We start from the raw sequence: 21,828 nt of genomic DNA, 5'->3' as shown, positions 1-21,828 counted from the left end.
GAAAATGATCAAGCGAACCATGTTCGGAAGAGCAGGCTTCGAACTCCTCAGGGCGCGTGTCCTTCAGCCCGCATAATCAAAAAACATCATCACGAAAAGTGCGGAAGAACCCAGAATTGGTCCAAAATCGCTACTTAATTTTTGGATGGGATCGGGCACTCTGCCCGCAAGCCACTGATAACATTGCCAAATAAAATTGGCGTCCCGTACGGGATTCGAACCCGTGTTGCCGCCGTGAAAGGGCAGGGACAAATAGGCAATTTCAGGCAGATGAGCGCAATTATGCACAACTTCGGGCAACACCAAAACGGCAGAAAACAGCTCCGCGCAACTGTTTAAAGGTCCCATTGGACCACAACGGTTTTCCTGCACTTAGCATCCGCTTCATGCCTTGGGCGACAGGCCCGCCGTCATCTGCTGCGCACAAAATAGCCCGCAAATTTGAAGGAAACAGGATCATGTATGAAGACCGCGAAATGCGCGAAGAGATTCGGGGCAGAATGAAAGGCCGCATCCGTTTTAACGCCGGCACGGATGCGATCGAAGTCATCGTAGGGGAAGACCATGAAGTGCCCAGATGGCAACCGATCAACCGGCACACGATGGCTCAATACCTGCCTCCACTGGTCATAGAACGTCTATGGGACATGTTCGCCGATGCTGCTGGGAGCACCTATTATGCCGACGATCGTCTGGCGGGCGTAAAATTTCTTGGCTTGCATCGGGTCGCAGAGTTCATCGAGAAGGAAGGGTGCTTCCAGATCGAGGAAGACAACGCGCCACCGCTTTCCCTCCCTTCGCAGAAGGCTCTCAGTGTTGAGATCTTTCTGTCCGGGAAAACGAAAACGACACTGGCAGAAATCGCAAAGAATGTGAATGATCCTCCCTCAGAAAAAGATCTTGCAGAAATCCTGAAAAATGCAGGATGGGAATCACGAAGGACCGCCACGGAGCGCTTCTGGGCCAAAGGAACACAATAAAAAGAGGAATAATCGACATCGGATACGCCCGTCCTTTCCGGAGAGGCGTGTCTGATGAGGTTGTAGACAAAAATAGCAGGGACAAGCGCGTCCCCAGGACCAGCGCTGGGCGATTGTGCTTTCGGGGGTAGAGCCATAACCTGCTTCCATGACTCGAAATCCCTCTGAAAAGCCCAAGTCCCGTGCCTCAGCGAAAGTCGGCACGACTGTCACGAAGGATAATCTGAAGGCGCTTGGTGCGGACCGACTTGCGGACCTGCTCATCGAACTGGCAGGGCAGGACACCGCACTGACCCGCAGGCTTCGCATGGCGCTGACAGCGGTTCACGCGAAGGATAAACTCGGCAAGGAGATCGAAAAGAGACTGCGCACGATCCAGCGTTCCCGTGGGTTTCTGCCCTGGGACCGGATCCGTCCTCTGGCTGCTGAACTTGATACCTTGCGGCAATCCATCCTGGGTGACGTTGCCTCTGCCGATGTCGGGCAGGCCATTTCAGCCATGAGGCTGCTTGTGGAGATTGCCCCATCCGTCTACGAGCGCTCGGACGACAGTTCCGGATACCTGTCGGACGTCTTCCGGGAGGCCGCTTCTGATCTTGGCGTTCTCTGGGGACGACAGGCCAACCGGGATCCCGCCATCGTTGTCACAGACCTTCTTACGCTTCTCGATGATGACGGGTATGGCACCTGTGATCGTCTGCTCGCCGCGTGCGGCACGGCATTAGGCGAAACGGGCGCAGCCATGCTCAGAACTATGCTTCTGGCACGACTGCGCGACCTTCCTGCGTCAAAGGGGAATAGCGATTATCATACCGACATCGCGCGTATGCAGGTGATCAGGCACCTGCGGGATCTTGCGGATGCCATGGGTGACGTTGATGCGTATAGTGAAGCTGTCAGCCTGAGTGACCGCCAGTATGCCTATACCGGCGACGTCGCACGCCGCTTGCTGGACAAGGGGCGCGCCCGGGAGGCACTTGACTGGCTCGATCGGGAAACTGAAGAGAACTCTCGCTTTTACAAGGAAAACGACGATCTGCGGATTGAAGCATACGAGGCCGTTGGAGACCGAGACAAAGCTCAGGCTCTGCGATGGAACGTTTTTCGGGAACGCCTGAGCCTGCCGCACTGGAAAGCCTATCAGCGTCATCTCAGTGATTATGATGCGATCGACGCCGAAGAGCAGGCACTCGATCACATCCGGAATTTCCCGAATAGAAGCGTGGTCCTGTCTACTCTTCTGGAATGGCCCGCTCTCGACGAAGCTGCCCGTCTCGTGCGGCATCATACAGCGGAACTGGACGGACGGGACTACGGGACGCTGCGTCCGGCAGCGGAACGTCTATCTGAAGCTTATCCCAACGAAGCGACGCTGCTCTACCGTCTGCTGGTCGAGGCCGTGCTGGACAGGGCGCTTTCCCGTTACTACGCCTATGCCGCAAAGGATCTTGCGTCCTGTCAGCGACTTGCACCCATGTTGACCATGGCTGAAGGCATGGAATCCCATGAAACGTTCATGACCCGGTTGAAGGCTTCACATAAGCGCAAACTGGGATTCTGGTCATTGATCGCCGCGCCGTGAGAGCGGGCTTGGGGGAAACGGGTAGGTCAGTATGGCGAAGGAATTTTATTGCTACCCGGCAAGAGTTTGGATATACTATCGGCATATCCTTTGTGGAGGCTATAATGCTCACCCGCACGACGCTCTTCCTGTCCAATCGTTCCCAGGCCGTGCGCCTTCCCAAGGCGGTCGCGTTTGACGCGAGCCTCAAAGACGTCGTGATCATTCCGGACGGGGCGCGTCGCATAATCGCGCCTGCGAATGCCGCTTGGGACGATTTCTTTGCCGCTCCGGGCACTCCACTGCCTGAGCGCGATCAGCCGAGGATGCAGGAACGCGAAAGCTTCTGATGCTTCGTTATCTTCTGGATACAAACTTTTGCATCCGTGTCCTGCGCGATCGTCCGCAAGGCTTGCGTGAGCGTTTCAATGATAATGCCGAGGCGCTCTGCATCTCGGATGTCGTGCTTTACGAACTTCTCTATGGAGCCGAAAAATCTCACGATCCCGCAAAGATTCGACGTGAGGTTGAGCATTTTGCGGCACGTCTGTCTGTTTTGCCGTTTGATGATGACGCCGCAGCCCATACAGCGGAAATCAGGGCAGAGCTGGAAAAGCGTGGCTGTGTCATCGGCCCATACGATTTGATGATTGCCGGGCACGCTCGAAGCAGGGGGCTTGTCGTTGTGACTGGAAACTTACGAGAATTTACGAGGGTAGATGGGGTGCGATCTGAGGATTGGACGGCCGGTTAGGGGGTAAGAGGAGCTTCTGCCTTATGTCAGACGTAGCAGGAATTGCTGGAGTTTTCTGAAAGCAAGCATATAGCGAGATGATAATATAAGCATAGAAATGCGCATAAATATGTGCTATGTTTCAGTTCTCATGTAAATAGGATCAAAGCTATGGTTCGCGTGCATTCTACCACCCCGTCACGTCGTCCCACGAATGTGACGTTACCTGCTCAGTTACTCGAAGAAGCCAAATCGCTTGATCTCAATATATCGCACGCCTGCGAACAGGGGTTGAAGTCAGCGATCGCCTCGGTCCGTGCTCAACAATGGCTTGCAGAAAATCGCTCCTCTCTTGAAGCATCCCGACAATATGTCGAAAAGAATGGTCTTCCTCTGGCGGATTATCGGAACTTCTGAATGGCCCGTTTTGATGTGTATTGTTTGGCCGGACGAGGGGAGGCGCGTTTCGTTGTGGATGTGCAGGCAGACCTGCTGGACGAGTTGGGCACCCGCATCGTGGTGCCGCTTTTATCACAGAAAGTGGCACCCAAGCCGGCAAAGAGACTGAATCCGATTTTCGTAGTCGATGACCAGTCGTTCGTTATGATGACACAGTTTATGGCTGCTGTGCCTGACCGTGATCTGAAAAAAGTCGTGACTTCATTATCTCTTTATCAGGATGAAATCACTCAGGCTATTGATCTGCTTTTAACTGGTTTCTGAGAGACGGCCTTATAGCAACCGTTGATTGCTAGAACCTATGAGCCCAATCGCGCAGTCCGATTGACATGATGCGCCAGCCATGCCCGACAGGTTCTGACTGACTGGCGGGAAGACTACAATACGGTGCGTTCCCATTCCCAACTGGATGGCAGGACACCGGATCAGATCGCCAGACAAGGGTCTCGGGGCATGCCCCCGAGACCCTTGTCATCCCACCAACCCCAAGCCATAAAAAACGGGAACTCTCCTTTTGAGTGGATACAAAAAAGGGGGCACGTCAGCTCATATGTGATTGTGATGAAGAAGATCGAAACATCGGATTTAGAGATACGGAAGGCCTTGCACGCAAAATATTTGCGTCGTGCTAACTCACGTTCGAATACCCTTATCATTGATGAGCTCGGCCTGGTTCATGCAAAGAGTCGTATTGATATTGCAGTTATTAATGGGCATATTCATGGTTATGAAATAAAGAGCGAAAAAGATAATTTGGATAGGCTTGATATACAAATATCAACATATACAAAATCGCTTCAGAAGATTACTTTTGTCGCATCAAAAAAGCATTTGGAAGATATTGTTTCAGTTGTTCCTGAGTGGTGCGGTTTAATTTTAGCTGAGCGAGGTATAAGAGGTGGTATTAATTTTAGTGTTGTACGGACTGCTACCATAAACCCTTTGGTTGATCCGTTTATGATGGCACATTTGCTCTGGCGTGACGAAGTCGTCGATCTCTTAAAACAAGCTGGATACTCAGCTAAGGATCTTAGGCAGCCGAGAAAGCAACTTTATGAAATATTATGCAGAGTAATGACTCCTAAAGAGCTTACGGCCTCTATTCGATCTTTTATGGTCCAGCGCCGAACGTGGCGAGATCGCTGAGAACCTGCATAATATGATGGCTGATAGCAACTTCTTTCCATCTAGTCTGATTGCTATGTCCTTTTGTGCGTAAAGCACATTTATAAATGTAATCGTCGCCACTCGAAAACGCCGAACCTGAAAAGTCACCTGACGCTACAATTGATGCACAATGATCATGCATTTGTTCAGGGTGATCGCGGAAGGCGCCCCCTTTTCGGATTTCCCAGGTTTTAGGTGTCGTGTATACGAGTTTTCCAGACGCTTTAATCTTGCGCATGTCTACCGGCGCAAAATTTGGGTTAACTATTGCATAATCTCCATAATTAGGTCGCCGCATGTGAGTGGGTAAGGTTGTAATCAACGTCTGGTAAAATAGCCAATCGTGTCGCACAAGTTGATCTGCGCCGCGGGCAACATCCTTAAATGTTTCTGGGATCGCTGTGCTTATTATTGTGAAATTTCGGAATATTTCTAAATCGCCAAAACGTTGCAGTGCCACGGTCATCGCTCCCGCGAATGCACGATAAGGTTCGAAGTTTGGCGATCCAAGGTCAATTACGAGATCCGTTTCTTCAAGGCTAATCCCCAGCTTTGAACACAGAGTTTCGACGCGCAAACGAGCATCGGGCTTCATCAAATCTTCCATGCGTACCTTTATTGCAACTCCCAATTGATCGATAGCAATAATGTCCCTTACGACAGGAATAATGGCGAGTGGTGCATCTAATGGTAATGCTGGTACAGCATTTGTTTCGTATGCTCGAAGATTTTCAAAAATATACGTGAAAATATCCTGACCACTGTCCATCGGCTTTTCTAATATTTCAGGATGAACTGTAATCCATGCAGGTCTGTGTCCCCATTTGGTTTTAAAGCGATCCGGAAATGGTTCGACGTGCTCTTGAATGCTTTTTTTTGGTTTCCATAGTTCAAAGTCGAATTCGACCTCCGGTATAGTAATATAAGGGAAAATCAGATCTTTAGCTACGTTTGTTAGTCGATTGAGAGCTTGGTATTCTCCTAATCTCCAACGAAGTGCCGGTACGTACATTCCTTTAGTCAAGATCATGGGACACCTCTTCAAGCAATGATCGTACTTGCCCTTGGCCAACCAGATTGTTTAGAATGGTATAGTTATTTTGTTCTTTACGGATGCGGCCAGCAATTATGCTGGAATGAATGCCTACGGTTTCAGCATCAATTCTAACGGACTCTTCTGACAAGGCAAAACGAGAGAGGCATTGATCCCATAGATTTTCTGGTATCAACACATCCAGAGCAAACTTGTCGGCATCGATTTCAATTGTATCACTATCTCTCGCGTTCTCGTCGTCGAAGAAGTCAAAGCGTAATCCATCAAAAAGATGAAGAAAAATATGACCGAGTTCATGCATTAGCACGAACCAGAAGTTGTCGAGCCTATCATAACGTAATGTAAGGCCGATAACTGGTCGATCTCCATCAATGACCATTGCTGCGCCATCAAGATAAGAACCAGGCAAATGTGGTTCAATAATGAGAGTAATTCCATGCGTGGCTAATAAATCTCGCGCAAGAAGTGGTCCATTTTTCTTTTTAGTAAGTTGTGTAATCTGTCCAAGCCACGTGTCATCAAGTTCAAACTTTCCTATTTTGCCAAGTGCTATTTTCTGTCGTGCTCGATCTATTACGCGTGCTTGCCATGCGAGTAAGGCGTACTCATTAGGGGCATTGCCGCTATGCATTTTCTTGCGATGTAGCGCTGACGCGAATTGCGGCCCAGCAGCATGTAAAAAATACTCTTTGACTTTTTCTATTGGATTGGTGCCGCGTGGAACATCAAACCATTTGCGTTTGATCATTTCCTTATAGGGGAGTTGGCCCCAAACGATATCGTCCGCGGTGCCCCACGCATAGATAGCACTGTCAGTTTGTCTCGGTCCCTCAAAGCTCCCCGAGGCTTTTACACCGAGAGCATGCGCAATTTCGATTAAGCGTGAGAGACTAGCTCCCATATAGAAACTGGCCTCGTAGCGCTGAATTTGCTGCGGCTTTAGATGTAGTTTCTCAGCAAGTTCGGTTTGGCTCATGCCTGCCGCAATCCGTGCTTGAACTAGTATGCGCGGGAGTTCATCAAGAGCGTAAGCTTTCGCGAAGGAAACTTGACCAGACCGTAGTAGTTCATATTCTGTAATCTCGGCCTCGATATCCGATATCTGGCTTTTGAGTGCGTTTATTTCTGCTTGCTTAAGCCACGACTGGTCGGACACGTGTTCAGTTGCGGTGCGTAGTGCAGCCTGTAGATTTGAAAGCTGGGCTCTCGATATTCCACATTGCTTGTCGCTGTAGATCATGGCTGCACCTTTCCAGTCAAAAGTGGATCAGTCTGAAGTAAGATAGAGATGATTCCTTTCTGGTTCCCCGTGAAGCGATCTTGTTGGAAAAATTCGACGAATGTGCGTCCGACATCGGCACATGTCATGGATGAAGGGAAAAACTCCCCTTTGAACGCGGCTTTCTGTGAAGCGCGTCCATTGGTAAAGTCCAAGAACACCGGATCGAGCTTCGTCGGGTCGACACCTGTTGGATCCCAGCATGCATCGAAGTCACCTGGCTTTGGTTTCCCCGATATATAACTGCCGTCCAAGTAGATCGTCGGGCACCCCGCGTTACGCAATAGGTTTGATGCGTCAACCAGGCCATCAAACAGGCTGCGGCGCCAATGGTTTGTTGCGAATCTGGCGCTCACCTCATCAAGGCTTGCTGGATGGATGCCGGGCGGTAGCAAGGACCAGGGCGAGCCAGCCGCAGGGATAAGGTCAGGAATCATGTTTACAACAATAATGTTGTATGATGTGACCTGCAAGCCATTTCATGTGAGCTTGCTGATCAGTGAAGTGTTTAGCGTTCTCACGTTTCAGATGGGCATATCTTCCAGATAGAAGTCATCCCGGCGCTTGAGGTTCACGTCCACCATCTGACCGTGATCTTCCACCATGCGAGGCACGAGCACGGCGCTAAACTGCTGGATGTCACTCCTGTTCTTCACGTCAGCAAAGATGGCCCACAGGGCTTTGTGTAGGGCAGGAAGTTCGCGGTATTCCGTGCTCATCTTAACTCGATTCTGCCAAAGTAGTGCTAGGCTGGCCACTGACTGGATGCAGCACGATAGTGTTGAAAAAGTCTCGACCGACCCTCTGTCTGAAATTTAAGTTCGAAACAGAAACGGATAGAGTGTTGTAATTATGTGTAATTTTCATTCCGAATTGCATACGGAATCAAGGTCGGATACCATAAACTGACTTTTTCAACACAATCAGCACCTGATCAGACCGATAGCTAAGGATTGGTAGCCACTTAAAGCGTCCTGCATGCAAATATCAGCTTTCTGGTGATTCCGCCCCAACAGCCGACATTCAGCCTTCCCCCCATTGCAGTCAAAGCGCACTATTTTTGCAGCATCATTTCCGCCATCCCGTCCAGCCGTGCCTTATGGCGTTCCCAGTCCGGCATGATACGCGCCAGAAGTCCCCAGAATGCCGGGCCATGATTGTGCTCCTTCAGATGGCACAGTTCATGCAGGATGACATAATCGACGCAGTCACGCGGAGCTTTGACCAGATGTGGGTTCAGCGTGATGGTGCCTCCAGGTGAGCAGTTGCCCCACTGCGTCTGCATGACCTGAAGCTTCAGAGCGGGAGATGTTCTGACCCACAATGTTGTGGGGAGGAGGGCAGACAGGCGATGGCGGAAGACTTCCTGCGCCCGCGCAAAATACCAGAGTTCCAGCAGCTTCTGTATCCGCAGAGTGTTGCGCTCCTGCACGGAAACTTCCAGCCGCCCACGCAGCATCCGCACCGTCTCTGGCGCATCAGGCTGATGCTGAACCTTCAGGAGATGTCGTCGCCCCAGATAGAAGTGGCTTTCCCCACTGACATAAGCACGCGGCGAGGCATGCTCCTGCACCGCCCGGAAGTCGCGCAGTTTCTGCCAGATCCAGCGAGTTTTCTGGTATAGCGCCTTGTCCAGATCCGCATCGGATGTACCGTCAGGGATGACAACCTGCACAGTCAGGTCAGGATGCACCTTGATGCGCAATGTCGTACCGGGGCGAGCACGGGGCAGCAGTTCCACCCGGATCTGTTCTCCCCCATAGGTCAGGACGCGAGTGGGAGTTTCTTCCATGCTCAGCCGCGTAGGGTATCAGCAGGTCCGGCCCGCATGATCTGGATGACCTGCTCAATGATCTCCTGCGCCTTGTCCACGCCAAAGCCCGCTTTCTGGCCCGTGCTGAACAGAAGGGGCAGCAGTTCCTTCCTAACCGCCTTTTCCATATCCGGGCGGCTGAGGGAGTTCTCCCTCACCGCCTTGTCCACGATTGTGTCAATCTGGAACGCCAGATCAATCCAGCGCTGGTTCTCCGCATCGGTCTGCTTATGGTTGAAGATGGCCGCGAGTGTTTTGAGGAACACGCCATAATAGGCCTGTGCATGCCGGTGCCCGTCAAAAACAGTCGGAATGTTCTCCAGCTTGCGGTTGGCTACCTGTTCCTCAAACTCCTGAAACAGCATGAACTGCTTGAGCGGATGGTCGAACAGGCTTTCCGCTTCCGCGATGACCTTGCGCAGCAGGGCCGAGAAGGCTTCCTTCGCGTAAGGGTCATCCTGCATCTCGTGGTCGATCATCTTTGTCACACGGGTGCGGATCAGATCCGTCTCGTTGCGGGTTTTCTCCTCACTCCAGTTTTCTGGTTCGTTGTCTTCCGGCTTCTGGCCCATCTTGCCGACCGCATACAGTCCATTGGGCTCATGGACTTTCACCCCCGCCACATGCCGGTCCAGCAGCTTTTTGACCTGCTCGGCATACTGGTCGAAGTCCACGGTTTCACCGGTATCCTGCATGACTATCTGGCGCAGACTGCTCATCTGCTTCAGGGTTTCCTTGTAGGTTGCGCGGTCCTTTTCCGTAAAGCTGGTGTCTTCAAAGAACGCCACGGATTGCAGCGCCACCTTCAGGCAGGCGGCAAACTTTGTCAGCGCCTCATAGAAGTCATCCCGGCGCTTGAGGTTCACGTCCACCATCTGGCCGTGCTCTTCCACCATGCGCGGCATGAGCACGGCACGAAGCTGCTGGAGGTCACTCCTGTTCTTCACGCCCTCAAAAATGGCCCAGAGCGCTTTGTGCAGGGCGGGGAGTTCGCGGTATTCCGTGCTCATCTGGCTATACAGCCCGGCAATGTTCTTCGGGTCATACCCGCCGACATTCTCGGCCGCCAGTTCGTCATAGCGGGCCAGGGTGGTGTCCAGTTCTGCCAGAATGCCGCGATAGTCGATCAGCAGTCCGTGCTTCTTCTGGTCATGCAGCCGGTTCACGCGGGCAATGGCCTGAAGCAGATTGTGCTGTTTCAGCGGCTTGTCGATATACAGCACCGCATTCTTTGGTTCATCAAAGCCGGTCAGCAGCTTGTCGACCACGATGATCAACCTGAGGTCCGGGTCCTTCTCGAAGCGCTCGATAACCCCGCGTGTGTAGTCATCCTCGCTCTGGCTGCCGACATTGTTCTTCCACCAGTCCTGAATTTCGGGCTGCTTGCGCTCATCCACTTCCGTATGGCCCTCGCGCGTATCGGGCGGGCTCATGACGATGGCGCTTTCGAACAGCCCGACCTCGTCCAGATACTGCTTGTAGCGGATGGCGGAGAGCTTGCTGTCACAGGCCAGCATGCCCTTGAGGCCGCTGTCGATGTTGCTGTCGAAATGCGTTGCCAGATCCATGGCGATCAGCCGGATGCGGTCATCCGCCTTGTAAACCTGATTGGCGCGGGCAAAACGCTTCTTGAGGTCCGTGACCTGCTCCTCGGTCAGCCCCTGTGTGATGCGTTCGAACCAGGCATCAATGGCCTCATCATTCACGTTCAGATCGGGCTTGCGTTCTTCATAGAGCAGGGGTGTCACGGTTCCATCCGAGACAGCCTGCTGCATGGTGTAGGAGTGGATGATCCTGCCAAAACGGTTGGTGGTCTCACTCCCTTTGAGCAGCGGTGTGCCGGTAAAGGCGATGAAGGCGGCGTTGGGCAGGGCGTGCTTCATGCGGGCATGGTTCTCACCGCCCTGACTGCGATGGCCTTCATCCACCAGCACGATGATGTCCGCGCTGTCATTATGGCATTCGGGCAGAGCGGTGGCGGTGTGGAACTTGTTGATGAGCGAGAAGATGATCCGTTCCTGCCCATGCCCGATTTGCTGCGCCAGACGGCGGCCTGAGGTCGCGAGCGCCTCTTCCTTGTCCTTCTTGTCCGCCAGTTCGCCCCCCGTGGAGAAGGTGGTGCTCAACTGGCGTTCCAGATCCTTGCGGTCTGTCACGACAATGATGCGACATTGCTTGAGATCATCATCCAGAATAAGGGCACGGCTGAGGAACACCATGGTGAAGGACTTGCCCGACCCTGTGGTGTGCCAGACCACGCCGCCCTCACGCCCGCCATCGCTGCGGCGGGACTTGATGCGTTCCAGCAGGCGCTTGATGCCGAAAACCTGCTGATAGCGCGCGACGATCTTGCCCGCTTTACGGTCGACCAGCGTGAAGAACCGCGCCATCTCCAGCAGGCGCTCGGGCGAGAGCAGGCCGATCAGCAGCCGGTCCTGATCCGTGACATGCAGCGGGCGGGAGGCCCAGTCCTCGAACCATATCCGGGCCGGGGGCTTTCGATCGGCAAACAGCGCGTCTTTTTGCGCACCCGAAAGCGGCGTGTTCTTGAGCGTCTCCATCCGGCTTTCAGGAATGTCCTCTTCCTTCCAGCTTGCCCAGAATTTTTTGGGTGTGCCGCAGGTGCCATAGCGCCCGTCATGCCCGGTGATGGACAGCAGAAGCTGGCTGTAGGCAAAAAGCTGCGGAATTTCGTCCTTGTTCTGGTTGCGAATACTCTGGGAAATCCCGGCCTCCACGGTCGGGCCTTTGCCCGGCTGGCCGTCGGGGCGCTTGGCCTCGATCACGGCCAATGGAATACCGTTGACGAAGCAGACGATGTCCGGCCTGCGGGTCTGCGTCAGATCCGTACGCAGAACGCTGTATTCTTCGGTGAAGGTAAAGCTGTTGTTCTGTGGGTTCTGCCAGTCGATCAGCGCGATGGTCGGGTTGGCTTTGCGCCCGTTGATGAACTCGGTAATGGCAATGCCGAACAGCAGATGCGTGGTCATCTTGTCATTGGCATCGCGCAGGCCGGAAACAAAGTCTGGATGCGTGACGTGGGAGACCAGCGCATCAATGCCCTGATCGGACAGGGCGTGGTCCTGGCCTTCAAATGTGAAGCGGCGTTTTTTCAGTTCCGCCCGCAGGAGAGAGTCCAGCACCACGGCGTCCTGTTTGCCGCCCCGCAACGCCAGCGCCTCGGATGGGGGCAGAAACCGCCAGCCGAGGGTGCTGAGCAGGGCCAGTGCGGGCAGTTTGGCGCTGTATTCTTCCTGAAATTTCGGGGCGGGAGCCATGGTGTCAAATATCCTGAGAACTGAAATGACTTAATCGACCGTCACGCGGCGCTTGCCCGTGAGAAGCTGCTGCATCAGGGCTTTCTTTTCCTGACGCAGGTGGGAGAGGTCGGATTCAATGGATGTGATTTCTTCATCTGCGGTGGTCAGGACAGCAGCGATGGCTTTCTGTTCAGGGAGAGATGGAGATGAAATTATAAAGTTTGAAAACGTTTTTTTGTTTATAATTGGAACAGCCTGCTTGGCCGTGAGCTTATCCATTTGTTCTTTGTTAGAAAAAATCTGATAATAAATGAACTCATTATTATAATTTTCTTTAACCTCTATAGCGTTAATTTGTTGATTTGTAATGCAATCCCGTGTTGCAATTCCCATTTTTCCAATGGTTCCGATACATGAGAAAAATATTGATCCTGCAGGGATCATACGAGAGATCGATGCACCTTTTTCACTCAACATCCGTTCTGATTTCTTTACATACTTGCAGTTGCCCAAATCAACAGGCGTAATAAATAGAAATTTTTCTCCGTACAGGCTTTCATCTTTTGTAGAAGGTGTGTTTCCTGTTGTTATATTTCCTACTTCATATAATTTGTAATTCTTCCACTCCCCCGTGAACCCCGGCAGGCGTTTTTTGCCTGTGAGGAGTTGCTGCATGAGGGCTTTTTTCTGCTGCTGGCTGTTGGCCAGAAGCTTCTCAGTCCCCTCAATCGCACGATCCCACGTCGAGAGGATCGCCGCGATCTTCTTCTGTTCGGGGAGAGGGGGGAGTAGAATGGAAACATTCGAAAATGTTTTTTTGTTTATAATTGGGACAGCCTGTTTGCCAGCCAAGGTGTTTATTGATGGCTTATTTAAAATCAAACTGTAGTAGATAAAATCAGAATTATTATGTGTATTTGGGAATATAGAGTTTATCTGCTGATTGGTGGCGGCGTCCTTTGTGTTGATTCCTGTTTTCCCAATGGTCCCTATGCAGGAAAATAAAACCGAATATTTTGGTATTAAGCGTGTACATTCTGCGCCAAGTAAGCTAAGAGTTCTCTCTGTTTGGGTAACATATTTATTGTCACCCAAATCCGCAGGGGTGATAAATAAAATATCTCCGTTATAAAAGCTTTCATTTGTTGTGGTAGGAGTGCTGCCAGTTGTTATTCTGGCTATTTCACCCAATTTACTAATTTTCCACCCATCAGGAAGCATAACCCAGCTCCTTCAGATAAACGTCCATCTGGGCTTCCAGCTTTGCCAGTTCCGCCTTGATTTCCGCTCGTTCCTTGCGCACGGCGTTCAGGTCGATCTCCTCTTCTTCTTCAAATGTATCGACATAACGCGGAATGTTCAGGTTGTAGTCGTTCTCTTTGATCTCGTCCGGTGTGGCGAGATGGGCGTATTTGTCCACGTCCTTGCGGGCGCGGTAGGTGTCCACGATTTTTGAGATGTTCTCTTCAGTCAGCACATTCTGGTTCTTGCCCGCCCTGAACTCGCGGCTCGCATCAATGAACAGCACGTCCTTCGTCCTGCGGTCCTTGCGGAAGATCAGGATGGCCGCCGGAATGCCTGTGCCGAAGAATAGCTTTTCCGGCAGGCCGATCACCGCATCCAGCAGATTTTCCTCAATCAGCTTCTGGCGGATCCTGCCTTCCGAACTGCCCCGGAACAGCACGCCATGCGGCACGACCACGCCCATGCGGCCCGTGCGATCTTTCAGGGTGCTGATCATGTGCAGGATAAAGGCATAATCGCCCTTGGTCTTGGGCGGCACGCCACGGGCAAAGCGGTGATGCACGTCTTCCGCCGCGTCCTCATGGCCCCATTTATCAAGGCTGAAGGGCGGGTTGGCCGTCACCACGTCAAAGCGCATCAGGTGGTTTTTGTCATCCAGCAGCTTGGGGTTGCGGATGGTGTCGCCCCATTCAATGCGATGGTTGTCCTCGCCATGCAGAAACATGTTCATCTTGGCAAAAGACCATGTGGAGCCAATGGCCTCCTGCCCATACAGGGCGTAGTCCTTGCTGCCGTTGTGGTTCTGCGTCACCTGCTTGCCGCACTTCATGAGCAGGGAGGCCGAACCACAGGCCGGGTCACAAATGCTCTCACCCGGCTGGGGGCTCAGGATACGGGCCAGCAGTTCACTGACTTCCGGCGGCGTATAGAACTCGCCCGCTTTCTGCCCGCCGCTGGCGGCAAAATTCTTGATCAGGAACTCGTAGCCATTGCCGATCACGTCCAGATTGCCAACGCGCGAGGGGCGCAGGTTCAGGTCCGGCTTGTGAAAATCTTCCAGAAGATGCCGCAGAATGGTGTTCTTCTGCTTCTCATCGCCCAGCTTGTCAGAATTGAAGCTGATGTCCTGAAAGACGCTCTTGCCCGCATCCTTCAGTTTGGTGCCGTTGGCTTCTTCAATGGCGTGCAGGGCCTTGTCGATCCGCTCGCCATTGCCGGGGGCATTGCGCTCTTGATAGAGCGTATAGAAGTCCGCGCCTTTGGGCAGAACAAAGCGTTCCTGTGCCATCATGGCTTCGATCAGATCAGGATTGTCACCATACTCTTTCTTGTAGCTGTCATAATGGTCCTGCCACACATCGGAGATGTATTTCAGGAACAGCATGGTCAGCACGTAATCCCGATACGTGTCAGGGCTGACGGTGCCACGAAAGGTATCGCAGGCGTTCCAGAGCGCCTTGTTGATGGTGTCTTGAGAAATCTGTTCGGTCACGAAGTCAAATCCTGTTTCAATATATGCGAGAAATATCAGTCCGCCAGAAGGTCTCTGGCAAGCCCGGTCATGATCTGCTGGTTGGTCTGGTGCAGGCGGTGCAGAAGCGCATCCTCGCGCTGCATGGCGTTGGCCAGTCCCACAATCTGTTCCTGTCGGGGCAGGGGAGGCAGCACAACGGGCGTGGCCTCCAGCACTGGCCGGGCGATGTTGCGCACAAGGGTGGAACTCTGGGCGTTCTGCTCCAGATGCCGCTGTGCGGGTTCCTGATTGAGCCACCAGGCCAGATAAGCGGGCAGCACGTCTGGACGCGACACGCGCAGCAGAAAGAAGTGCGGTGCCGCAACAGCCTGAAGGCTGCCAATACTCTCATCGATCAGAACGGCTAGTGATACATTGCCACGGGCTGGAAAGAGAATATCGCCCGGTCGCAGCCAATCTGGCTCACGCCGTCCGGCTACCTCGGTGCGCACGCAGGACGTCCAGTTCACGCCTGAAGAGGAAGTATCCCGCATCTGCACGACAGCCGTTTCAACCCCAGCAACGGGGTCAATCCGTCCTCTGAATGGGTGCCCCGCCGAGATGCTGGCGACTGCCACCAGATCCGTTTTCTGTGCGCCATTTGATTTCATGTAATTTTAATAGGCAATCAGGAGAGTGCCGTCAGCAGGTTTTTGCCATTAGCTTTCGTGCAGAGAAACGCTCCCGAAAATTTTGTCTTTATGGGGTAATGACGCGTCATGACGGTGTCACTTGGGTGTCATTTCTATCGCACCTTTGGTGCTCTCTGAGAGGCCGGAATGACGGCGTCATGACGCCACCTTAAATGACGTCATGGAGCCAGTGCCCCCGTCAGGGCCTGTCATCTGCGGTGTCATGACAGGTGTCACGCAAAGCGTCGTTGGTGTCACAATTCCTGAAAAACGGCAGAAAACAGCCATTTTCCTTTTTCTTGGCGTGTCCCGGTTTTTGGGTGTGTGAGGGCACGCTACCGCAATTTCATATGCATGCTGTGCAAGCATATGAAATCGCTACGTTTTTTTCTTTTCTATCGCGGCATTTTTGCGACGCAAAAATCAAAGCCGCTCTTTTTCGCTGTTTCCACTGCTCTTGCACCTGCGGTGCGCCCTGATGACGGGTGTGAAGGTGTCATTTTTCGGGGTGGGCGTTGTGAGGCGCATGACCCTTATTGCCCCAGGGGAGGTCGGTTGCTCCGGCTTCGTTTCTGTCTTGGCGTGGGTCGTGGCGTCTCATCCTTATCCCTCAATCGGAAAGACCCCAAACCCATGTGTAAATCTCATATGCCCTGTGACGTCTTCGATGCGCTCGCCCTCCATCGCATCGAGAGCTTTTTGCTGTCGGAACTGCTGAGTAGTGGCAGCCCGGATCTCGCGCTGATTGAAGGGCTCGTCATCCTCAGCCGCGAGGTTGACCGCAAACTTGGGCAAGCCCTGAAAGTGGATCAGGATCCTGCGGTCGGTTAAGCGCATCGCCCGACAGCTACGTCTCCTTCTTCATTCGTAATTAACGGCACTGAATGCCGTTTTTATCCTCCGACATGATGTGGGACAGTGCCCCGCGTCATGACGCGACATCAGGAACCTCTCATGTCATCGATATCGTCTTCGCAGTATTCTACTCGCGCATGTGAAATGCGTGGAAAGAACGACTTTTTCCCGGATCATGCCGATCTTCAAACCTATTACGATTTCGCCGTGGAACTGGGGGCACCCCCCAACCACCAGATGTGTCGCTATCGGGGTGTGCGGGCCCAGCACCTCGTCTTCCTCGGGGAAAGCGGCACGTATGCCTGGGCGCGGATGGACGCCATGGCCCGGCAACGCTGGCCAGACCTGCCGGTGGCAGGAAAGGTCGCCGCTGACAAAACTCTTCTGGCATCGCTACCAGAGCGGATTATTTATCAGTTTCTAACTGCTGGCCGGTTTCCTGGCGTTGCAATTGACCTCCATCAGCCCATCGACGACAGATCGGATGATTTTCGTGCCGATATTACGCTGCGGTGTCGTGATGCCGCCCATTTCATCGAAGTGGTGGGCTGTTGTGCCAGAGACCGTGTTGTAAGGAACGCCATTGAAAGACGTGGTCTGATCAGAACGGAACTGCGCGAAAAATTCTATGAAAGTCAGGGCATCCAGCCCACCTTGATTTTTCTTGATGATTTTGCTCACCCGGAAGAATTGAGGGGCTTGTGTACTGCGTTGATCCAGCGTGTCAGGGAGGAAGCCGTGCAACTCCCCTATGGCCCCAATACAGGTCTTTAGAAAAGAAGAGGCATTTGTAACGAGGTGGATGGCGGATCATGCGGGTAGCTTTTTCCGAAATGCACCTGTCGTTCATACCGGCAATCGTCCAACGGCCGGAGAAGGTCCTTCACTTTGATATCGTGAAAAGTTCTTTTTCAGTGTTTTTGTCGGAGCCAGAGTTACTGGAATACTATCAGATTATAGTCATTCCAGTGGCCATGTGTGTATTTCGTGAGCGATCAGCCATCAAAGAGTCCATTAGCAAGATTACTAATAGCGTAATTATCGCGTTTTATGGTTGTTTGTGTATTGAAAGCGTTGTTGATCTTGTTAGTATGATGCTTCCTGTCCAGATGAAACGGATTATCCCGAATGCGCAAAACACCAAGAGCGACCCAATCTGCGGCGAGGGAGGAAGGTGAGCAGAAAGCCGCCGTGCGGGCCGTTATCGGCGCTGCTATCAGGAAGGCCAGAATAAATGCAGGCCTGCGTCAGCCTGAGCTTGCGGCGTCGCTTGGCGTCAGTGTGACCGCAGTCAGCGAATGGGAACTTGGCAAGAAGCAGCCCTCATTGGCACGGCGTCAGCAGATCGCCGAGCGACTTGGTGTGGAGCCAGAGACGCTTGGGCCGGCAGTTTCACAGATTGACGCGACATGGTCGCACGGGGACACGAATTTTGTGCGGCTGAAAATGGCTGACGGCAAGACCAGAACGGTCGTGATGGGACCCAACAAAAAACAGACAAGCACTTCGGCACCATCATCTGAACGCTCTTCTTCCTTTCTTGTCGAGGCAGGGAAGCTGCAAGGTTTATTAAGCGCTTGGAATGATGAAGAAAAAGACCTTCTGGAGCAGTTGGAAAAAGGGGATGATATAACTCCGTCACAACGCCGGGATATCATTCAGAAACTTCAGCAGAGCAGATCTCGGCGGGAGAAGGCGGTCAGCGAGTTTATTGCTAACCTCGCTTAGGTTTATTTTAAGCGAAATAATGCTTGAAAACTGACAAAATAAGCCATATATAATCCTTCAGTAGTTTACTGGAGGGCGGCATGTTTGCATCAATCTCTTCCCTGGCTGAGTCCGTTACCGTGAGGCGGCTGATGACGGTTCAGGAAGCGGCAAGCATTGTCTGCTGTGACGTGGAAACGGTCCGGCGTGCCATTCGCAATAATCAACTGGCTGTCTATAGGATCCGGGGGTGTATTCGTATCGCCTACGATGACCTGATGGCCTATCTGGAGGCTATGAGGTGCCCCGCATTCGCAACGACAAACCGCATCTTGAGAAAAGGCGTGGAAAATGGGCCATCGTCTGGCGAGAAGACGGTAAACGCCGAAGACTTTCGACGGGAACGGATGATGAGAAAAATGCTCGACAAGCCTTAGTTGATTTTGAAAATGCGCTTGAAAAGAAACCGCTCAAAATGTCGCTGTCGACGGCTTTTGAGCGGTATGTGGCCTCGCGTAGCGGAAAGATCTCGGATCTGAAGCGCCTGCAAGAAGCCATTGTACCGTTGAGTCAGGCAATGGGTTATCTGCGTGTCGATCAGGTCGATCAAAGGGCTTGGGACATTTATGCAGCAAACCGCTTTAAAAAAAGCGGACGATCAGAAACCGAGAATGTTCCAGTTTCGCCGGGGACACTGAGGCGCGAGTTCAATGTTTTACGCGCGACCATGAGGCGGGCGTGGAAAGATGGCTTTTTGCTCAGGCCTCCTGAAATTGAGCCGCCCCGGGATTCTGCGCCGCGCGACCGGTTCCTGAGCAAAGAAGATGCACGGCGTCTGCTGGATGTGTGTAAAACGCAGCATGTTCGTACTTTCATGGCAATCGCGCTTTTCACAGGGGCACGTAAGGGGTCAATCCTTGCCCTGACCTGGGATCGTGTGCACTGGAAAACCGGATTAATTGATTTCCAGGAGCCGGATCGTCCCATCACGAACAAGCGCCGTGCGGTGGTGCCAATGACTCGAATATTAAGAGAGGAACTGGAAAAGGCGCAGAGTACGGCGAACGGGCCGTATGTTGTGCAATGGCATGGCAAACCAGTTCCCACCGGTCTGCGCTGGTCATTTGCTAAGGCATGCGAGCGTGCAGGGTTAACATGGAAGCCAACGCCACATCACATAAAGCACAGCGTCGCATCGTGGTTTGCCATGGATCGAGTCCCAATCGATCAGGCCGCAGACTGGTTGGCCACTGACCCGACGACTCTTCGCCGAGTTTATCGGAAGTTTGATCCGGCATATTTGCGGGAGATAGCAGATGCCTTTGAACTGTAGTGGTCCATGTGGACCAGTAAGCCATCTGTGGATAAGTAAAATTATCCAGCAAAATCAATGGCGTCCCGTACGGGATTCGAACCCGTGTTGCCGCCGTGAAAGGGCGATGTCCTAGGCCTCTAGACGAACGGGACGAGGCGGGGTGCTGAATAGACGGGGTTCATAAACGCGTCAAGCGCTCCTGGAGAGAAAGTGGAAAAAAGACAGCCGGAACGCTCACCCGTTTTTGCTGACACGGGCACTGACACCGAAAGCGGCGCTGCTGACCCGCATGGCGGCGTCAGGAACGCCAAGCTTCTTCAGCGCCTCGGAAAGCGTCCTGGCCCGCAGAAGCCCCAGCTCAACCGCCTGGGCCTGATCCGCGGCGCTCATGGACACGGCCTCGCCGCTGCAATGGAGGAAGAGCGTCGCGGTGCCCCTTGAGGTCGCGAGTTTGCTCAGAGCGTTGTCCTGTCCGGGACTCAGCTGATCGGAGCCGGGCAGGAAGTGGATGACGACACCGCTCTGTTGGGAAAGATCGTAATCAGGCCGCACCCGGTCCGGCAGGCCGGCATCGGACGGCACGCTGAAGCCCGGAAAAGAGGGCGCAGGCGGTGGCCCGGCGGGAATTTCCGGCAAAACCTGCGGCGCAGAAGCGGCGGGAGCACCTTTGTCACCCACGAATACCGGCATGGCGACTTCCGCTTCGTCAGTCCCGGCAGGCGTTGCCGCCGGAGACTTCGCCGCTGGCGCCGGAGCTGCGGGTGCGGCCGCCGGCGGGGCGGAAGGCTGTGAATCCGCCGCGTCGAGCACGGCCCCCATGGCGCCGGCGGGGATTGCGGATTGCGCCGGCGCGCCCGGACCCGGCTGAGCTGTTCCGCTGGCGGCCTGGGTTCCCGGCGCGCCCGGCTTTGCGCCCGGAGCCGCTTTGGCCGCCGTCGCCTGACCCGTCGCCCCCTGCCCTGTCTGAGCCGTCCCCGTCTGACCCATTCCCGCCTGGCCGGGCGGCGGCGGGATGACGGGCGTGAGTGTGCCGTTCTGCGCCTCGGTCCGGAGACTGAGGTTGCGCGCCGTGATAAGATTGGTGGTGATCGTCTGCCTGAGCGCGGGGGAAGGAAGCGGTGGCGCTTTGGTCGGAGTCAGGCCGACTTTGGGGAAAGGCGCGTTGAGACCCGGTGCGGGGGGGCGCTGCTGGGCGATCAGGCCGCCCTGATACTGATGATACCAGTCGAGGGTGGTATCGACGACATCGCGATGATGGCATCCGCCAAGCATCACCAGCGAGGCTGGTAACAGCACACTGAGCAGGCCGCGCAGGAAGGGTCGGTGTGAAACGGAAGAAGGCCTCGGTGCTGTCATTCGCTCTGTCTTAAACGGTCACGGGCTCCATATAAGAAGCCGGGGCTGCGACTCTGAAGCAGCCACCCCTCTTGGCATGAGCTGCGTAGCAGAGCAGGATAGCATGATGAAGCTGTATCACCGAACCGGGAACGGCACCCGGATGGAAGCCAACCGCATGCAGGATGACGTTATGAAAGATCGGGTCAGATTCGACGATGAGGACCCCGATGGCCCCGATATCCCCGAGCCCCAGGGACCGGAGCCGAAGGAGCCGGACGATAACAAGACTCTCTCGTCCCCGATCAGCGAGCTTGAGACGCGGCTGTTCGATCAGCGTAAAGTCCTGATCTTCGGCGGCATCAACGACAAGATCGCGCGCGATGTCACCGGGCGTCTGCTTGCCCTCGCCGGTTCGTCCGACAAGCCCATCGATGTCTACGTCAATTCACCGGGCGGCCATGTGGAAAGCGGCGACACCATCCACGACATGATCCGCTTCGTGGATTCCGTGGCGCCCGTGAACATGATCGGAACCGGATGGGTGGCCTCGGCGGGCGCGCTGATCTTCTCGGCTGGTCATAAGGACCGTCGATTCTGTCTTCCGAACACCCGCTTCCTGCTGCATCAGCCGATGGGCGGCGTCAGGGGGCCGGCGACCGATATCGACATCGAGGCGCGCGAGATCGTCAAGATGCGCGAGCGGCTGAACAAACTCTTCGCGCGCGAGACCGGACAGCCTTACGAGAAGATCTGCCGGGACACGGATCGCAATTACTGGCTGTCCGCCGAGGAGGCGATTTCCTACGGTCTCGTGACCAGGATCATTTCCGCTCCGTCCGACATCCATTAACCGCTGGATACCCCGTGCTTCGGCGCGGGGCTGATCCAACATGCGTACAGATCCGCCGCTCCGGCAT

General features: G+C 53.9%; 23 protein-coding genes, 1 tRNA gene and 2 pseudogenes. 14 read left to right on the top strand and 12 right to left on the bottom strand.

Going from position 1 to position 21,828, the window contains the following annotated elements; all coding sequences use genetic code 11:
- Positions 1 to 63: 63 nt before the first annotated feature.
- The gene (locus GOB93_RS12795) at positions 64 to 372 is read right to left on the bottom strand and encodes a hypothetical protein (protein ID WP_173583888.1); all 309 of its coding nucleotides are present in this window, start codon (positions 370 to 372) and stop codon (positions 64 to 66) included.
- A gap of 86 nt (positions 373 to 458) precedes the next feature.
- Between GOB93_RS12795 and GOB93_RS12790 the strand changes: the two genes are divergently transcribed.
- The 8 genes and pseudogenes from GOB93_RS12790 to GOB93_RS12755 all read left to right on the top strand — a co-directional run bounded on the left by GOB93_RS12790 (position 459) and on the right by GOB93_RS12755 (position 4,879).
- On the top strand, positions 459 to 980 hold the full coding sequence (locus GOB93_RS12790; protein ID WP_242010753.1) for a hypothetical protein: 522 nt from the start codon (positions 459 to 461) through the stop codon (positions 978 to 980).
- Positions 981 to 1,128: 148 nt separating this feature from the next.
- Positions 1,129 to 2,562, top strand: coding sequence for a DUF6880 family protein (locus GOB93_RS12785; protein ID WP_173583887.1), 1,434 nt, complete (start codon positions 1,129 to 1,131; stop codon positions 2,560 to 2,562).
- A 92-nt stretch (positions 2,563 to 2,654) separates the two neighbouring features.
- The gene (gene vapB, locus GOB93_RS12780; RefSeq protein WP_456304266.1) at positions 2,655 to 2,891 is read left to right on the top strand and encodes a type II toxin-antitoxin system VapB family antitoxin; all 237 of its coding nucleotides are present in this window, start codon (positions 2,655 to 2,657) and stop codon (positions 2,889 to 2,891) included.
- The gene (vapC, locus tag GOB93_RS12775) at positions 2,891 to 3,295 is read left to right on the top strand and encodes a type II toxin-antitoxin system tRNA(fMet)-specific endonuclease VapC (RefSeq protein ID WP_173583886.1); all 405 of its coding nucleotides are present in this window, start codon (positions 2,891 to 2,893) and stop codon (positions 3,293 to 3,295) included. Before vapB ends, vapC begins: the two co-directional genes overlap by 1 nt.
- Positions 3,296 to 3,445: 150 nt before the next feature.
- A complete protein-coding gene (locus GOB93_RS12770; protein ID WP_194300056.1) occupies positions 3,446 to 3,691 on the top strand; it encodes a type II toxin-antitoxin system CcdA family antitoxin in 246 nt (81 codons plus the stop codon).
- The gene (locus tag GOB93_RS12765) at positions 3,692 to 3,997 is read left to right on the top strand and encodes a CcdB family protein (protein WP_173583885.1); all 306 of its coding nucleotides are present in this window, start codon (positions 3,692 to 3,694) and stop codon (positions 3,995 to 3,997) included.
- A gap of 87 nt (positions 3,998 to 4,084) precedes the next feature.
- Positions 4,085 to 4,144: pseudogene (locus GOB93_RS22255) on the top strand (hypothetical protein); the annotation flags it as partial.
- A 150-nt stretch (positions 4,145 to 4,294) separates the two neighbouring features.
- Positions 4,295 to 4,879 (top strand): sce7726 family protein, encoded by a 585-nt coding sequence (locus tag GOB93_RS12755; RefSeq protein WP_173583884.1) that lies wholly within the window; start codon positions 4,295 to 4,297, stop codon positions 4,877 to 4,879.
- Here the strand turns inward: GOB93_RS12755 and GOB93_RS12750 are convergent.
- From GOB93_RS12750 to GOB93_RS12710, 9 genes are all read right to left on the bottom strand, one after another.
- The gene (locus GOB93_RS12750; RefSeq protein WP_173583883.1) at positions 4,845 to 5,930 is read right to left on the bottom strand and encodes a beta family protein; all 1,086 of its coding nucleotides are present in this window, start codon (positions 5,928 to 5,930) and stop codon (positions 4,845 to 4,847) included. The two genes, GOB93_RS12755 and GOB93_RS12750, sit on opposite strands and share 35 nt — an antisense overlap.
- Positions 5,917 to 7,194 (bottom strand): XRE family transcriptional regulator, encoded by a 1,278-nt coding sequence (locus GOB93_RS12745; RefSeq protein ID WP_173583882.1) that lies wholly within the window; start codon positions 7,192 to 7,194, stop codon positions 5,917 to 5,919. Before GOB93_RS12745 ends, GOB93_RS12750 begins: the two co-directional genes overlap by 14 nt.
- Positions 7,191 to 7,706, bottom strand: a complete 516-nt coding sequence (locus tag GOB93_RS12740) for a DUF6932 family protein (protein WP_198912699.1) — start codon at positions 7,704 to 7,706, stop codon at positions 7,191 to 7,193. Before GOB93_RS12740 ends, GOB93_RS12745 begins: the two co-directional genes overlap by 4 nt.
- 51 nt (positions 7,707 to 7,757) lie before the next feature.
- On the bottom strand, positions 7,758 to 7,952 hold the full coding sequence (locus tag GOB93_RS12735; protein ID WP_173583881.1) for a hypothetical protein: 195 nt from the start codon (positions 7,950 to 7,952) through the stop codon (positions 7,758 to 7,760).
- Between the two features lie 335 nt (positions 7,953 to 8,287).
- The gene (locus tag GOB93_RS12730; RefSeq protein WP_173583880.1) at positions 8,288 to 9,025 is read right to left on the bottom strand and encodes a M48 family metallopeptidase; all 738 of its coding nucleotides are present in this window, start codon (positions 9,023 to 9,025) and stop codon (positions 8,288 to 8,290) included.
- A gap of 2 nt (positions 9,026 to 9,027) precedes the next feature.
- The gene (locus tag GOB93_RS12725; RefSeq protein WP_173583879.1) at positions 9,028 to 12,324 is read right to left on the bottom strand and encodes a type I restriction endonuclease subunit R; all 3,297 of its coding nucleotides are present in this window, start codon (positions 12,322 to 12,324) and stop codon (positions 9,028 to 9,030) included.
- Positions 12,325 to 12,354: 30 nt separating this feature from the next.
- Positions 12,355 to 13,527, bottom strand: coding sequence for a restriction endonuclease subunit S (locus tag GOB93_RS12720; RefSeq protein ID WP_173583878.1), 1,173 nt, complete (start codon positions 13,525 to 13,527; stop codon positions 12,355 to 12,357).
- Positions 13,517 to 15,043: a type I restriction-modification system subunit M gene (locus tag GOB93_RS12715; RefSeq protein WP_173583877.1), complete on the bottom strand. Its 1,527-nt coding sequence runs from the start codon at positions 15,041 to 15,043 to the stop codon at positions 13,517 to 13,519. The genes GOB93_RS12720 and GOB93_RS12715 overlap by 11 nt, the downstream gene beginning before the upstream one ends.
- Positions 15,044 to 15,078: 35 nt before the next feature.
- Complete coding sequence (locus GOB93_RS12710; RefSeq protein ID WP_173583876.1) at positions 15,079 to 15,675, bottom strand: restriction endonuclease subunit S domain-containing protein; 597 nt, start codon at positions 15,673 to 15,675, stop codon at positions 15,079 to 15,081.
- A 654-nt stretch (positions 15,676 to 16,329) separates the two neighbouring features.
- Between GOB93_RS12710 and GOB93_RS12705 the strand changes: the two genes are divergently transcribed.
- The 5 genes and pseudogenes from GOB93_RS12705 to GOB93_RS22135 all read left to right on the top strand — a co-directional run bounded on the left by GOB93_RS12705 (position 16,330) and on the right by GOB93_RS22135 (position 19,591).
- The gene (locus tag GOB93_RS12705) at positions 16,330 to 16,527 is read left to right on the top strand and encodes a hypothetical protein (protein WP_173583875.1); all 198 of its coding nucleotides are present in this window, start codon (positions 16,330 to 16,332) and stop codon (positions 16,525 to 16,527) included.
- 123 nt (positions 16,528 to 16,650) lie between these two features.
- Positions 16,651 to 17,325 carry a hypothetical protein gene (locus GOB93_RS12700; RefSeq protein ID WP_242010752.1) on the top strand — a complete coding sequence of 225 codons (675 nt, stop codon included), beginning with the start codon at positions 16,651 to 16,653 and terminating at the stop codon, positions 17,323 to 17,325.
- A gap of 354 nt (positions 17,326 to 17,679) precedes the next feature.
- Entirely contained in the window at positions 17,680 to 18,279 is a 600-nt protein-coding gene (locus tag GOB93_RS12695) for a helix-turn-helix domain-containing protein (protein ID WP_173583874.1), read from the top strand.
- 80 nt (positions 18,280 to 18,359) lie between these two features.
- Positions 18,360 to 18,545: pseudogene (locus GOB93_RS22250) on the top strand (helix-turn-helix domain-containing protein); the annotation flags it as partial.
- Between the two features lie 14 nt (positions 18,546 to 18,559).
- On the top strand, positions 18,560 to 19,591 hold the full coding sequence (locus tag GOB93_RS22135; protein WP_173583873.1) for a tyrosine-type recombinase/integrase: 1,032 nt from the start codon (positions 18,560 to 18,562) through the stop codon (positions 19,589 to 19,591).
- A gap of 58 nt (positions 19,592 to 19,649) precedes the next feature.
- Here the strand turns inward: GOB93_RS22135 and GOB93_RS12685 are convergent.
- Both GOB93_RS12685 and GOB93_RS12680 read right to left on the bottom strand, forming a co-directional pair.
- Positions 19,650 to 19,725 (bottom strand) — tRNA-Glu (locus GOB93_RS12685).
- An 82-nt stretch (positions 19,726 to 19,807) separates the two neighbouring features.
- Positions 19,808 to 20,929: an OmpA family protein gene (locus tag GOB93_RS12680; RefSeq protein WP_173583872.1), complete on the bottom strand. Its 1,122-nt coding sequence runs from the start codon at positions 20,927 to 20,929 to the stop codon at positions 19,808 to 19,810.
- 142 nt (positions 20,930 to 21,071) lie between these two features.
- On the opposite strand from GOB93_RS12680, the gene GOB93_RS12675 reads away from it, so the two are divergent.
- Positions 21,072 to 21,761 (top strand): ATP-dependent Clp protease proteolytic subunit, encoded by a 690-nt coding sequence (locus GOB93_RS12675; RefSeq protein WP_173583896.1) that lies wholly within the window; start codon positions 21,072 to 21,074, stop codon positions 21,759 to 21,761.
- Positions 21,762 to 21,828: the final 67 nt, after the last annotated feature.

This window comes from Acetobacter musti (assembly GCF_011516835.1).
Classification (GTDB): Bacteria; Pseudomonadota; Alphaproteobacteria; order Acetobacterales; family Acetobacteraceae; genus Acetobacter; species Acetobacter musti.
Note: the sequence above shows the minus strand (reverse complement) of the source record. Positions and strands in the feature narration are given on the sequence as shown.